This is a genomic window from Variovorax sp. OK605 (assembly GCF_900115445.1).
Lineage (GTDB): Bacteria > Pseudomonadota > Gammaproteobacteria > Burkholderiales > Burkholderiaceae_C > Variovorax.
Genome location: NZ_FOWL01000008.1, coordinates 1 through 13,609, shown reverse-complemented (window position 1 = coordinate 13,609; position 13,609 = coordinate 1). Strand labels below are relative to the sequence as shown.

Annotated in this window: 13 protein-coding genes and 2 pseudogenes; 5 read left to right on the top strand and 10 right to left on the bottom strand. The window is 69.6% G+C overall.

All coding sequences use genetic code 11. The annotated features are described in order from the left end of the window. Window positions 1–35 precede the first annotated feature (35 nt). From BM013_RS20895 to BM013_RS20880, 4 genes are read right to left on the bottom strand one after another with little or no spacing between them, the layout of a single operon-like run. Complete coding sequence (locus BM013_RS20895) at window positions 36–1,670, bottom strand: carboxylesterase/lipase family protein (protein WP_093129580.1); 1,635 nt, start codon at window positions 1,668–1,670, stop codon at window positions 36–38. Between the two features lie 28 nt (window positions 1,671–1,698). Next, window positions 1,699–2,790: an ABC transporter ATP-binding protein gene (locus BM013_RS20890; RefSeq protein WP_093129579.1), complete on the bottom strand. Its 1,092-nt coding sequence runs from the start codon at window positions 2,788–2,790 to the stop codon at window positions 1,699–1,701. 31 nt (window positions 2,791–2,821) lie between these two features. Further along, window positions 2,822–4,534 (bottom strand): ABC transporter permease, encoded by a 1,713-nt coding sequence (locus tag BM013_RS20885; protein ID WP_256219952.1) that lies wholly within the window; start codon window positions 4,532–4,534, stop codon window positions 2,822–2,824. Window positions 4,535–4,541: 7 nt separating this feature from the next. Then, entirely contained in the window at window positions 4,542–5,612 is a 1,071-nt protein-coding gene (locus tag BM013_RS20880; protein ID WP_093129577.1) for an ABC transporter substrate-binding protein, read from the bottom strand. A gap of 155 nt (window positions 5,613–5,767) precedes the next feature. On the opposite strand from BM013_RS20880, the gene BM013_RS20875 reads away from it, so the two are divergent. Genes BM013_RS20875 through BM013_RS20865 form a run of 3 tightly spaced genes read left to right on the top strand, consistent with a single transcriptional unit; the run spans window position 5,768 to window position 8,335 of the window. Then, the gene (locus BM013_RS20875) at window positions 5,768–6,529 is read left to right on the top strand and encodes a GntR family transcriptional regulator (RefSeq protein WP_093129576.1); all 762 of its coding nucleotides are present in this window, start codon (window positions 5,768–5,770) and stop codon (window positions 6,527–6,529) included. A 2-nt stretch (window positions 6,530–6,531) separates the two neighbouring features. Further along, complete coding sequence (locus tag BM013_RS20870; RefSeq protein ID WP_093129575.1) at window positions 6,532–7,515, top strand: quinone oxidoreductase family protein; 984 nt, start codon at window positions 6,532–6,534, stop codon at window positions 7,513–7,515. A 37-nt stretch (window positions 7,516–7,552) separates the two neighbouring features. Further along, window positions 7,553–8,335, top strand: coding sequence for a glutathione S-transferase family protein (locus tag BM013_RS20865; RefSeq protein ID WP_093129574.1), 783 nt, complete (start codon window positions 7,553–7,555; stop codon window positions 8,333–8,335). Here BM013_RS20865 and arfB read toward each other — a convergent pair. The 4 genes from arfB to BM013_RS20845 are packed head-to-tail and all read right to left on the bottom strand — an operon-like array spanning window position 8,326 to window position 11,477. Further along, window positions 8,326–8,733 (bottom strand): alternative ribosome rescue aminoacyl-tRNA hydrolase ArfB, encoded by a 408-nt coding sequence (arfB, locus tag BM013_RS20860; RefSeq protein ID WP_093129573.1) that lies wholly within the window; start codon window positions 8,731–8,733, stop codon window positions 8,326–8,328. The two genes, BM013_RS20865 and arfB, sit on opposite strands and share 10 nt — an antisense overlap. A gap of 35 nt (window positions 8,734–8,768) precedes the next feature. After that, window positions 8,769–9,953 (bottom strand): acetyl-CoA C-acyltransferase family protein, encoded by a 1,185-nt coding sequence (locus BM013_RS20855; protein WP_093129572.1) that lies wholly within the window; start codon window positions 9,951–9,953, stop codon window positions 8,769–8,771. Window positions 9,954–9,987: 34 nt separating this feature from the next. Further along, a complete protein-coding gene (locus BM013_RS20850) occupies window positions 9,988–10,773 on the bottom strand; it encodes an enoyl-CoA hydratase/isomerase family protein (RefSeq protein WP_093129571.1) in 786 nt (261 codons plus the stop codon). Then, window positions 10,770–11,477 carry a TetR/AcrR family transcriptional regulator gene (locus BM013_RS20845; protein WP_256221588.1) on the bottom strand — a complete coding sequence of 236 codons (708 nt, stop codon included), beginning with the start codon at window positions 11,475–11,477 and terminating at the stop codon, window positions 10,770–10,772. Before BM013_RS20845 ends, BM013_RS20850 begins: the two co-directional genes overlap by 4 nt. Before the next feature lie 139 nt (window positions 11,478–11,616). Between BM013_RS20845 and BM013_RS42215 the strand changes: the two are divergent. Together BM013_RS42215 and BM013_RS20840 are read left to right on the top strand one after the other, a co-directional pair. Continuing rightward, window positions 11,617–11,814, top strand: a pseudogene (locus BM013_RS42215) (ATP-binding cassette domain-containing protein); the annotation flags it as partial. Then, window positions 11,815–12,744: pseudogene (locus BM013_RS20840) on the top strand (long-chain fatty acid--CoA ligase); the annotation flags it as partial. Between the two features lie 17 nt (window positions 12,745–12,761). Here BM013_RS20840 and BM013_RS20835 read toward each other — a convergent pair. Beyond that, window positions 12,762–13,091: a hypothetical protein gene (locus tag BM013_RS20835; RefSeq protein ID WP_093129569.1), complete on the bottom strand. Its 330-nt coding sequence runs from the start codon at window positions 13,089–13,091 to the stop codon at window positions 12,762–12,764. A gap of 6 nt (window positions 13,092–13,097) precedes the next feature. After that, window positions 13,098–13,609, bottom strand: a 512-nt coding sequence (locus BM013_RS20830) for an AAA family ATPase (RefSeq protein ID WP_177225529.1), incomplete at its 5' end; no start/stop codon positions are given.

Below are 13,609 nucleotides of genomic sequence, written 5' to 3'. Positions count from 1 at the left end.
GTCGGTGTGGTCCGCGTGGTCGGTGAAGGCATTCATCAGTGCGCCCCCCAGTACTCGCGAAACGCCTTGCGCGGATCGTCCTGCGCGCCCGTGCGGCTGCTGTCGCCCTCGAAGACGAGCGTGCCGCGCTGCGCCACCGAGTACGCGGGCCAGCGCGGCGTTCGCGCGTTGTTCGGGTCGCCGGTGGCGGCAAACGCCACCCAGGCGCCGGCCAGCTGGTCGGCCAGCCGCACGTTTTCCGCGCTCGGGCCGTTCAGCCCGTTGCGGATGTCGTGCAGGCTCGGCCCGATGTCGGTGCCGTGCGGCGCGCCGTAGCGCCCGCCATAGGCCGGGCTGGCGATCTTCCACAGGTAGGCGTAGGCCGGCGCCGCACCGGCGGCCGCCTTGCGCCCGGCCTGCACCTGCGCGGCGCGGCGAAAGCTCATGTCGGTGTCGATGCGCGCCTGCAGCACGTAGGGCGACGCGGCCGGGTCTTCGTCGCGGTACATCGCGAGCACCTTGCGCGCATCGCCGCCCGCGCGGGCCTCCACGAACCTGAGCAGCCCCGCTTCGTCGAGGTTGAAATTGACCATGCGGTAGGCGCGCTCGTCCAGCACGGTGCCCACGATCATCGGCACCTCGGCCGAGAGCGCCGGCGCGTCGGGGTCGAAGGGATGGCGCGCAATGGCCGTGCCGTCGAGCACGGGCGAGAACGAGCGCGGCGCCTCGCCCTTGGCGCGGTCGGCCTCCTCCATCGTCACCTGCGCGGCCAGCAGCGTGTGCATCGGCAGCGACTGCAGCTGGCGCAGCGGGTCCTTGCCGATGCCGAGCGCGGCCACGAATTCGCTGGCCGCCCTGCGCGAGGCGTCCTGCGGCGTCACGCGCAGGGCCGAGCCGCTCATCACGCCGGCGCGGTGGAACAGGCCGCGCGCCGAAGGCATCGCCATCAGCGTGCTGGTCTTCAGGCCGCCGCCCGACTGGCCGAACACCAGCACGCGCGACGCATCGCCGCCGAAGGCCGCGATGTTCTCCTTGATCCAGCCGAGCGCGGCCACGATGTCGAGCATGCCCACCGCGCCCGACTGCGCATGGCGCGCGCCGCCGAGCTCCGACAGGTCGAGGAAGCCGAACGAACCGAGCCGGTGGTTGAGCGTGACCACCACCGCGTCGCCGAAGCGCGCCAGCATCTCGCCGTCGAACTGCGCGGAGTTGCCCGAGCCCGCGTAGTAGCCGCCGCCGTGCAGGTGCACCATCACCGGCCGCCTGGCGGCATGGCCGCTGCTGGCCGAAGCCGAGGGCGTCCAGATGTTCATCACCAGGCAGTCTTCACCCATGCCGCCGGGCTGCAGGTCGTACATGATCAGGTCGGCATAGGCGCGCCGGCGGTCGGCCGGCATCTGCGGCGCGTAGTTGCCGTAGGCCGTGGCGTCGCGCACGCCGGCCCAGCGCGCCACCGGCGCGGGCGGCATGAAGCGGTTGGCGCCCGCGGTGTCGGCACCGTAGTGCACGCCCTTGAACACCGCGATGCCGCCCGACATGAGGCCGCGCAGGCGGCCGTTGGCGGTCTCGACGACGGGAAAAATCTCGCTCTCGGTCATGGCACTTGCTCCCCTGGCGCACCACAGCGCGCCCGTTGCCGCCGCGGCGCCGAGCAGGCTGCGACGGTGTAGAAAATTCTGGTGTTGTTGCATGTCATCGTCTCCGTTTCTCTTGTTCGCATCAGCTCACCACGGCCACGCCGCGCGGGTCCACCGACAGCTGCGACTGGTGGCCGATCTCCAGCACGCTCGACGGCGGCGCGTGCACCTTGAGCGTTTCGCCGCCGCCCAGCGGCTGCACCACGTAGTCCCAGTACTCGCCGAGGTAGGTGCGCGACACCACCGACACCGGCCCCATCGGCAGCGCGCCCGGCGCCACCGGCGCGCCTTCGCCGAGGTACAGCGACTGCGGCCGGATCGACACGCGCGCGTCGGCGCGGTCGCGCGCATCACCGGTGGCGGCGGCATCGGCGGCCTGCTCCACTGGCACTTCGCCCTGCAGCCCGTCCAGCGTGATGCGGCCCGCGCGCAGGCTCGCGCTCACGAGGTTGGTGCGGCCGATGAAGCCCGCCACGAACGGCGTGTGCGGGCGGTTGTAGAGGTTCCAGGGCGTGTCGATCTGCTCGAGCCGGCCGAGGTTGAGCACCGCGATGCGGTCGGAGATGGTCATGGCCTCCGACTGGTCGTGCGTGACGTACACGGTGGTGAAGCGGAACTCGTCGTGCAGGCGGCGAATCTCGTTGGCCATTTCCTCGCGCAGGTTGGCGTCGAGGTTGGACAGCGGCTCGTCGAGCAGCAGCACCTCGGGCCGCACGACCATGGCGCGTGCCAGCGCCACGCGCTGCTGCTGCCCGCCGGAGAGCTCCGCCGGGTAGCGGTGCGCCAGGTGCTGCAGGTGCACCACCTCCAGCATCTCGTGCACGCGGCGCTTCGCCTGCGCGGCCGGCGTGCGCCGCACATCGAGGCCGAAGCCCACGTTCTGGGCCACGGTCATGTTCGGCCAGATCGCGTAGCTCTGGAAGATCATCGACATGCCGCGGTGCTCGGGCGGCACCGTGCGGCCCGCGCCCGATATCTCCTGGCCGTTCATGGCAATGGCACCGGCCGTGAGCTCGATGAAGCCCGCGATCATGCGCAGCGTGGTGGTCTTGCCGCAGCCCGAGGGGCCGAGCAGCGTGACCAGCTCGCCCTGGCGCAGCTCGAGGCTCAGGTCGTTCACCACCGCCGTGGTGCCGTAGTTCTTGTGGATGTTCTTGAGTTGAAGCTTGGACATGGGGGTTCCTTCTTGTTCCGTGCGTCTTGCGTCAGGGCCGCCGCAGCATGAAGTCGCGCCCGGCGACGCGCATGCCCGCCGCCACCACGAGCGTGGTGATCACCACCAGCACCACGCCCATCGCGGCCAGGGTCTCGTAGTTGCCCTGCTCGCTCAGGTCGAGCGTGAGGACCGACACCACGCGGGAGGCCGGGCCGGTGAGGAACACCGCCGTCGACAGCTCCTTGGTGCAGATCACGAACACCAGGATGAACACGCCCACCAGCGTGGTCTTCAGCAGCGGGAACACCACGCGCGCCAGCACGGTGATGCGCCCGCCGCCCAGCACGCGCACCGCTTCCTCGAGCTCGGGGTTGAGCGAGCGCACCGCCGCCGCGCAGGCCGTCACGGCAATCGGCAGGAAGCGCGTGGTGAAGGCCACCACGATCAGCGCGCCCGTGCCGTACAGCGAGAACGGCGGCCCCGCATACGCCGCATACAGGCCGATGGCCAGGATCAGCCCCGGCACCGCCACCGGCGCGAGCGACAGGAACTGCACCACGCCCGGCCACGGCGTGATGCGCCGCTGCACCGCATAGGCCACGCACAGCCCCATGAGCACGCAGACCAGCGCGGTGGCGCCCGAATACAGTACCGTGTTGACGAGGGCCTCGCGCACCGTCAGCTGCTGGAAGAAGATGTCGTGGTAGTTCGCCAGCGTGAGGTTGCCGCTCGCAACGCCCTTGCCCCAGGCCTTGGACAGCGACGCCAGCACCAGGATGGCCAGCGGCATCACCACCGTGAGCAGCGACACCAGCGCGGCGTACGCCAGCAGCGGCCACTTCCACATGCCGATGTCGAAGGGCCTGCGCTCGCCGCCCTTGCCCGACACCGAGACGAAGCCCTTGCGCGACAGCAGCCTGCGCTGCACCCAGAGCATCGCGACCGTGAGCACCAGGATCGGCATGGAGAACGCCGCCGCCTGCTCCACCCGCAGCGGGTATTCGAAGAACGACACGATCTGCGTGGTCGCGAGGTTGATGCCCGCCGGAATGGCAATGAGCGCCGGCGTGCCGTACAGCGCCACCGACTCCAGGAAGATCAGGATCGCCGCGCCCACGATCGACGGCATCACCAGCGGCAGCGTCACCCGCGTGAGCGTGCGCAGCTTGCCCGCGCCGTGGATCGAGGCCGCGTCTTCCAGCTCGGTGGAGATCAGGTCGAGCGCCGACTTGGTGAACACGTAGATCAGCGGGAAGGTGTACAGCGCAATGACGAAGGCCAGCCCCCAGAAGCTGAAGATGTTGAACGGCCCGCGTTCCCCACCCAAGCCGCCGAACACCGCCAGCCACAGCCGGTTGAGCCAGCCGGCGTTCGGCCCGGCCAGCAGGATCCACGCGATGGCGCCCAGGAAGTTGGGCATGACGAACGCGGCCAGCACGCCCATGTGCGTGAGGTTGCGGCACGGCATGTTGGTGCGCGACACGGCAAGCGCCAGCGGCACGCCGAGCGCCAGCGCCAGCACCGTCACCGCGCCGCCGAGGTAGAGCGAGTTCAGCAGCGCCTGGATGTTGCGGGCGCGCCCGAGCGCGCTCGCGTAGTTGCGCAGCGTGGCGCTGCCGTCGGAGGCGGTGAAGCTGTCCCACACCAGCCGCAGGATCGGGTTGGCCACCAGCAGCACCAGCACCACGATGAGCACGCCGAACAGCCACAGCGCCGGGTCGGCCAGGCGCGAGGGCACGGCCGCGCGCGCGGGTTGCGGCATGGCCGCTTCAGACGCCGAAAGCATCGCGCCACAGGTCGATGACTTCGGGCACGCCGTCCACCGACTCCTTGGGGTCGGGGCGCAACGCGGTCTTGCTGTCGTCCAGGCCCAGCACGCCGGGCCGCGGCCTGGCGCCCGCGCGCTTGGGCACGCCGAAGCGCTCGACGGAAAGCTTGTCGACGTCTTCGCTGCCGAGCAGCCATTCCATGAAGAGCTTCGAGGCGTTGGGGTGCGGCGCGTTGGCCATGATGGCCGAGGGCGACAGCATGAGCACCGGCCCTTCCTTGGGCGCGACGATGGCGATCGGGTTGCCCTTGTCGGCGACCATGGCCGCGAGGTTGATCGGCCCCGCGCCGATCGAGCGCTCGCCCGAGGTGACGGTGGTCACGGTGTCGATGATCGAGCGGCCCACCTGCGGCTTGTTGGCCGCGAGCTTCTTGAACCAGCCGTCGCCGTAGAGCTTGCGCATCTCGATCGCCCACACGCCCACGAAGCCGCTGAAGCCCGGGTGGCCGACCGAGGCCAGGCCGCGCCACTTCGGGTCGACCAGGTCGTTCCAGCTCTTCGGCGCGTCGGCCGGCTTCACCTTGGCGGTGTTGTAGATCAGGCCGACCATCGCGACGCTGGCCACGTGGTAGTAGCCGTCGGGGTCGAGGTTCTGCAGCCGCTTGTCCATGCCGGCGGAGGCCGCGGGCAGGTACTTCATGAGCAGCTTGCGCTGCTTCAGGTCGAGGTAGTGCGCGATGTCGGTCGAGGAGAACACGTCGCAGTTGGCCGTCTTCGCCTTCAGGTCCTGGTTGAGGCGCTGGAACGCGACCTGCGCGGTGGTGCGCACCACGTTCACCTTCACGCCGGGGTAGCGCGCGGTGAAGGTGCGCGACATCAGCTCGGCGTCTTCGGAGGGCAGGTACACGATGTACCAGGTGAGCTCGCCCTCCTTCTTCGCGGCCTCGTGCAGCGCGTCGAGCGAAGGTTGGGACGGGGCCTGAGCCTGGGCCTGGGCACCCAGCCAGGGTGCGGAGGCGGCAGCGGCGGCCGCGCCGGCCAGGGCGTGGAAATGGCGTCTGTTCAGTGGCATGAGTGTCTCCATGGCCGGATCTGAGGAGGAATGCGCCGGCTCTTTTTCAGTGTATTCACGTCGCCTATAAAAATACATATCTCGTTTCTACGTATTTTTATAAACCATGTGCGTGCACGATGATGTCTAGAATCCAGCGCATCGGAGACGTCTCAATGCCCCCATCGCAACGCATCAATCTCAGCGAAAAGATCCGCGCCGCCCTCGAGGCGGAAATCACTTCCGGCCACCTGACCGCCGGCTCCCGCATCGACGAGCAGGAGCTCATGGACCGTTTCGAGGTGTCGCGCACCCCGGCGCGCGAGGCCCTGCTGCAGCTCATGTCGGCCGGCCTGGTGACCACCGTGCCGCGCCAGGGCGCGGTGGTGGCGAGCCTGTCGCTGCCCGAGTACGTGGCCATGCTCGAGATACTCATGGAGCTCGAAGGCCTGGCCGCGCGCCTCTCGGCGCGGCGCATGCCCGCGGTGCAGCGCCGCCTGCTGGAGCAGGCCGACCAGGACTGCCGCGACGCCGCCGCCAAGGGCGACGCCGAGCTCTACGGCATTGCCAACCGCAGCTTCCACGAGATCATTTACGACGGCAGCCTCAACGAGGTGCTGGCCCGGCAGCTGCGCGCCATGCGGCTGCGCATGCGGCATCCGCAGCGCACGCTGTTCGACCGGCCGGGGCGCATCCGCAACTCGCTGGTGGAGCACAAGCAGGTGCTCGAGGCCATCCTCAACGGCGACGAGGATGCGGCCTGCCGCGCCATGACCGGCCACATCTCCAGCGGCGGCAACGTGTACGCGGACGCCATTGCCAGCATGCCCCACGGCGTGCCGGTGGCCGCGCCCGTCGCCACGCCGGAGGTGGCGGCCGACGCACTGGCCGTGACGCAGCGCGCGGCGGGCAAGAAGAAATCCACCAGCAAGGCCTGACCATGCGCACCCAAGCCATCCGCATCCGGGCCCACGGCGGCCCCGAAGTGCTCGAACGCACCGAGGTCGAGGTCGGCGAGCCGGGGCCGGGCGAGGTGCGCATACGGCAATCGGCCATCGGCCTGAACTTTGCCGACATCTACCAGCGCCGCGGCTCGCACGGGCCGCATGCGGCAACAGTCTTTCCGGTGGTGCTGGGCGCGCAGGGCGCGGGCGTCATCGATGCCGTGGGGCCGGGTGTCCAGGCGCCCCTTCACACGGGGCAGTCGGTGGCGTACTTCCATCCCGGCGCCTACCAGGCGGTGCGCAACGTGCCGGCCCAGCGCGTCGTGCCCCTGCCCCCTGGCATCTCCGAAGAGGTGGCGGGCGCCACGCTGCTGCGCGGCCTCACCGCCGAGTACCTGCTGCGCCGGCTCCATGCGGTGAAGCCCGGCGAGGCGGTGCTGGTGCATGCGGCGGCCGGCGGCATGGGCGTGATCCTGTCGCAATGGGCGCGCGCGCTGGGCGCCACGGTCATCGGCACCGTCGGCTCCGAGGCCAAGATGGACGTGGCACGCGCGCACGGCTGCCATCACGTGGTGAACTACCGAACCGAAGACTTCGTCGCGCGCACGCTGGAATTCACCGGCGGCAAGGGCGTGTCGGTGGTGTACGACGCGGTCGGCAAGGACGTGTTCCTGCCCTCGCTCGACTGCCTGCGCCCCCTGGGCATGGCCATCAACTACGGCACCGCCTCGGGCGACGTCGAGGCCTTCGACCTGCAGCGGCTGCATGCGAAGTCGCTGAGCGTGTCTCGGCCCACGCTGCGCACCTTCATCGCCGACCCGGCCGACCTGCGGCGCGGCGCGGCGGCGCTGTTCGACGTGGTGCTCGGCGGCCAGGTGAAGCTGGCGGTGGGCCACCGCTACGCGCTGGCCGACGTGCGCCGCGCCCACGAGGACCTCGAGAACCGCGCCACCACGGGCGCCGTCGTGCTCGTGCCCTGACCCCGCACTCTTTCCCGTTCTTCAGAAGGAAGCGCCCATGAAGCTCTATCACGGCTGGCTGTCCAGCGCGTCGCGCCGCGTGCGCCTGTGCCTGGCCGAAAAAGGCCTGCCCTACGAGAGCATTCCGATCGACATGGGCCGCCAGGAACACCATTCGCCCGCCTACCTGGCGATGAACCCGAACGGCGTGGTGCCCGCGCTGCGGCTGGACGACGGCCACTCGCTGTACGAAAGCTCGACCATCTGCGAGTACCTCGACGACCTGCATCCGCTGCCCTCGCTGCGGCCCGCCGATGCGTACGAGCGCGCGGTGATGCGCAACTTCGTGCGCTGGACCGACGAAAAATCGCTGCCCCACCTGCTGGTGCTGAACTGGAGCATCGCGCTGCAGCCCGGCGCGAGCCAGTGGAGCGACGCACAGCTGCAGGACAAGCTGTCGCGCATTCCCACGGCCGAGCGCCGCGAGGCCTGGCTGCGCATTGCGCGGCAGCCCTACACCGCCGAGGAAAAGGCCGCGGCGCTGGACAAGCTGCTGGCGCTGCTCGACAAGATGGAAGCGATGCTGGAAGGCGGCGACTGGCTGGTCGGCGCGGGCTACTCGCTGGCCGACATTGCCGCCGTGCCCTTCGTGGCGCGCATTGCCGAGCTGGCACCCGATGCGCTGTCGACCACCCGCTGCGCCCGCGTGGCCGGCTGGTGGGCGCGCATCCAGCAGCGCCCGGCCTTCGCGCAGGCGCGGCTCGAACGCTTCGACGCGGCATTGCGGCAGCGAGACAGCGCCGCCACCACCGCCACCGCGACGGCCGCGGCTCAGTCCTGAACGCGCCCGCGCAGGCTCTTGGTCTGCGAACGCTGGCTCTTGCCCTCGAGCCGGCGCTGCTTCGACCCGTAGGTCGGCTTGGTGGCGCGGCGCACGCGCGGCGGCGTCGCCACGCTGTCGACCACCGCCTGCAGCCGTGCGAGGGCGTTGGCGCGGTTCATTTCCTGCGTGCGGTGCTGCTGCGCCTTGAGCACCAGCACGCCTTCCTGCGTGATGCGGCTGTCGCGCAAGGCGAGCAGCCGCTCCTTCACGTCGGCGGGCAACGAGCTTGCGGGGATGTCGTAGCGCAGGTGCACGGCGCTCGACACCTTGTTGACGTTCTGGCCGCCCGCCCCCTGCGCCCGGATGGCACTGATCTCGACTTCGTCGGGATCGATCAGCAGAGGTGGACGCAGCATGCCCGCAAGTGTGCCCTGAACAGGCGCAAGCGCGTTCAGACGCGCTCGAACACCGCGGCAATGCCCTGGCCGCCGCCGATGCACATCGTCACCAGCGCGTAGCGGCCGCCAGTGCGGTGCAGCTCGGCAATCGCCTTGGTGGTGATGATGGCGCCCGTCGCACCCACCGGATGGCCCAGCGAAATGCCCGAGCCGTTCGGGTTCACCTTGGCCGGGTCGAAGCCCAGCTCCTTGATGACCGCGCAGGCCTGCGCCGCGAAGGCTTCGTTCGACTCGATCACGTCGAAGTCGCTCACCTTCAGCCCGGTGCGCTCCAGCACCTTGCGCGTGGCCGGCACCGGGCCGATGCCCATGTACGCGGGCTCCACGCCGGCGTGCGCATAGCCCACCAGGCGCGCCAGCGGCTTCAGGCCGCGGGCCTTCACGCTCTCGCCACTGGCCAGCACCACGGCGGCAGCGCCGTCGTTGATGCCCGAGGCGTTGCCGGCCGTCACGAGGCCGTCCTTCTTGAACGCGGGCTTCATCTTCGCCAGCGTGTCGGCGGTGGTGTCGGCGCGCACGTGCTCGTCGGTGTCGAACAGCACGACGCCCTTGCGCGTCTTCACCTCGACTGCAACGATCTGCTCCTTGAAGCGGCCCGCGGCAATGGCGGCCGCGGCGCGCTGCTGGCTGGTGACGGCCAGTTCGTCCATCTGCTCGCGCGTGATGCCGTAGCGCGCGGCCACGTTCTCGGCCGTGATGCCCATGTGAATCTTCTCCCACGGGTCGTGCAGGATGCCCAGCATGTAGTCGACCAGCACCGCGTCGCCCATGCGCGCGCCGTAGCGTGCCGAGGTGTCGAAGTACGGGCCGCGGCTCATCGATTCCGAGCCGCCGCCGATGGCGATCTCGCAGTCGCCCAGCGCAATGGCCTGCGCCGCCGACACGATGGCCTGCAGGCCCGAGCCGCACAGGCGGTTCACGTTGAAGGCCGGCGTCTCGATCGGGCAGCCCGCGTCGATGGCGGCCACGCGGCTCAGGTACGCGTCTTTCACGTCGGTGGGAATCACGTTGCCCATGACCACGTGGCCGATGGCGTCGCCGGTGAGGCCGCTGCGCTCGATGGCGGCCTTGACCGCCGTCGTCGCCAGCTGGGTGTTCGGAACGTCCTTCAGCGCGCCGCCGAAGGTGCCGATGGCGGTGCGGGCGGTGCCGACCACGAAGATGTCGCGTGAAGTCATCTGTCTCTGTCTCCTGGGATTGAAAAAAACGGATTCAGCGCCCGGTGAAGGCGGCGGGTTTCCTGGCAAAGAAGGCGTCCAGGCCGATTCTGAAGTCATCGGTCGCGGCGCAGGCCTGGAAGGCGGCCGATTCGGCGTCGAGCTGCCCGGCCAGGTCGCGCCCGAGCGAGCCGCGCATCAGCCGGCGCAGGTTGCCCAGCGCCACGGTCGGCCCCTTGGCCAGCCGGTGCGCGAGCGCCAGCGCCTCGGCCTCCAGCTCGGCGGCGGGCACCACGCGGTTGATCAGGCCCATGCGTTCGGCGGCCACCGCGTCGTAGGTGTCGCCGAGCATCGCGATCTCCAGCGCGCGGCGCATGCCGACCAGCCGCGGCAGCGCCCACGAGGCGCCGACGTCGCAGCTGGTGCCGATGTTCACGTAGGCAAGGTTGAAGCGCGTGCCTTCGGCGGCGAGCACGAAGTCGGCCTGCAGCATCATGCTCAGCCCCGCGCCGGCAGCCACGCCGTGCACCTGCGCGATCAGCGGCGCGTCCATGCGGTCGAGCACGGTCAGCGCCTCGTGCAGCGGATCGATCAGGTCGGCCGCGCCCTGCTTCGGGTCGGCGCTCAGCACGCCGAGGTCGCCGCCGGCCATGAAGCCCTTGCCCGCGCCGCTCATGAGCACCGCGCGCACGCTCTTGTCGGCGGCCAGTTCGCGCGCGGCGGCCAGGAAGGCGTTGGCCATCGGCACGTCGATGGCGTTCAGGGCGGTCGGCCGGTTGAAGCGGATCGTGGCCACCGCGCCGTCGCGGGCCAGCAGCAAGGGGGCGTCGGTCGTCGTCATGCGGTCTTTCCTTTTTTAGCGGCGGGCTTGCGGGCTCTGGCAGCCGCAGCTGGAGCCGCGGCCGGTCTCTGGATCACGCCGTTGAGCAGCAGCGCGATGCCCTGGTCGGCAATCTGGTCGGGCGTGAGGTCGCCGTCGGGGCGGTACCAGCGGCCGATCCAGCTCAGCGCGCCGGCCAGCATGAAGGCGGCCATCTTCGGGTCGCAGGGCGCGAGCGAGCCTTCGGCCACGCCGTCCTCGATGAGCCGGCGGAACTGGCCGTCGATGCCGGCCTTGAGCCTGCGCAGCTCCTTCTTCAGCGGGTCGGGCAGCGGGTCTTCGCCGATGCGGATCACGCACATGCCGAAGTCCTGCGTGACCACGCTGGAGTAGATGCGCATGCAGGCCTTGAGCTGGTCGATGGCGCTGCCGCCCGCGGCGCGCACCTCGCCGATGCCGTCCTGAATGAGCGCGAGCGCGATCTTCACGCACTCCAGCAGGATCTGGTCCTTGTTCTCGATGTAGTAGTAGAGCGTGGGCTTGCTGACGTTCAGCCGCTCGGCGATGTCGTCGAGCGAGGTGGCGTGGAAGCCGCGCTCGTTGAACAGCCGCGCGGCGGTCTGCAGCACCGCCTGGCGCTTCACCTCGCGCTGCTGGGCGCGCTTGCCGGCGGGCTCCCACGGCGAGGGTTCTGTGGGCTGGGGGGCAGTGGCTGTACGGGGCATGGGGTTTGTGCGGGCGGGGCAAGTCCGGATGCCGCGCCATGCGACGAACGTAGACATTACCCGCCAGTAGGAATTTTACGGACCAGTAGCTTTCGAGGTGCTGGACACAAACCCTGACCTTACAACGACGCTCCGAGCCATGCCTGACGCGCCATCCGCTTCCGTGCTGCAGGTCGATGCGCTGACGCTCGCGTTCGGCGGCGTCAAGGCGCTGACGAACGTGGGCTTCAGCGTGGCGCCGGGCTCCATCACCGCAGTGATCGGGCCCAACGGCGCGGGCAAGACCTCGCTGTTCAACACCATCTCGGGCTTCTACAAGCCGCAGCAGGGCCGTGTGCTGCAGGAGGCCGGGCGCCTGCAACGCCTGCTGTTCGCCCGCGCGATGGCGGCGTGCGCGCCGTTGGCCGAGAAGCCGCGCGCCGCATGGACGCTGGCCGAGCGCGGGCGCTTCGCCCTCGCCTACTGGAGCGTGCTGCGCGCGCTGCAGAACTTCATCGGCCTGCGCCGCGCGCACATTGCGCTGACCGGCGCGGCACCCATTCCGGCGGACGTGGTGCGCTTCTTTCGCACGCTGGGCGTGCCGCTGGTGGAGGTGTACGGGCTGACGGAGTCGACCGGCATGATCGCCGGCCACCGGCACGACGCCGTGAAGATCGGCACGGTCGGCCTGCCGACGCAAGGCACCGAGCACCGCATCGGCGATGCGGGCGAACTGCTGGTGCGCGGCGACATGGTGTTCGAGGGCTACTACAAGAACCCCGAGGCCACGGCCGCGTCGATCCGCGACGGCTGGCTCTGCACCGGCGACGTGGTGCGCGAGGAAGACGGGCAGTTGCGCATCGTCGACCGGCTCAAGGACATCATGATCACGGTCGGCGGCAAGAACCTCACGCCCTCGGAGATCGAGAACACCATGAAGGGCAGCTCCTTCATCAAGGAATGCATCGTGGTGGCGGACGGCCGCAAGTTCGTCGGCGCGCTGCTGCAGATCGACTGCGAGACGGTGGGCAAGTGGGCGGAGGCGGCGCGCATTCCGTTCACGCATTTCCGCTCGCTGGTGGAAGAGCCCCGGGTGCGCGCGCTGATCGACGCGGAGATTTCAAAGGGCAACGGCAAGCTGGCGCAGGTGTCGCAGATCCGCCGTTTTCATCTGCTGACCAAAGAGTTGGACCATGACGACGGTGAGGTCACGGCGACCATGAAGGTGCGCCGCGCCAGCATCTACAAGACCTGCGCCAGCGAGATCGAGGCGCTTTACAGCGCCTGATCTGTTCGGGCAGCGGCTCAGTCGCCGCGCACGGGGCGGGCCCGCACGTCGGTCACGTCATCGGCGGGGCCGATGGCGATGGGGCTGCGCACCGACTCGCCGCGCGCCCGAGCGCTCACCACGTCGGCCGCGGTGGGTTCGGCCGGTTGTGCCGCATGGCGAAATTTGTCGAAGCCCGAGCGCGGGTTGAAACGCATGACCCAAGGCGTCACGGGCTTGCCCGTGAGGCGCCCCCAGGCGTAGCGCACACCCCACACCGCCGCCAGCAGCATGACCACCACGGCCAGGCTGGCCGCGAAAACCAGCCCCAGGAGCAGAAGAATGACGCGAAAAATGAAGTTCATCATCCGAGCTTAGGCCGAAGCAGCCGCCGTTGGTTCCCCGCCCTTGGTGAACGAGAACTGGCCCGGCGACTGGATCGGGTCGGTCGTGACCTCGATCGTGTCCTTCGGCCCGAAGCTGCCGTCGAGCAACAGTTTCGAGAGCGGGTTCTCGATGCGCTGCTGGATGGCGCGCTTCAGCGGACGCGCACCGAACACCGGGTCGAAGCCGACCTTGGCAATCTCGGCCAGCGCCGCGGGCGACACTTCCAGGCCCAGGTCCATCTTCGCCAGGCGCGCGGTGAGCACCTTCAGTTGGATCGCGGCGATCGATTCGATGTTCTTCGCGTCCAGCGCGTGGAACACGACCGTCTCGTCGATGCGGTTCAGGAACTCGGGGCGGAAGTAGTTCTTCAGCTCGTCCCACACCGCTTCCTTGATCTCTTCCGAAGGCTTGCCCACCATGGCCTGGATGATGGGCGAGCCGATGTTGCTCGTCATCACGATCACGGTGTTCTTGAAGTCCACGGTGCGGCCCTGGCCGT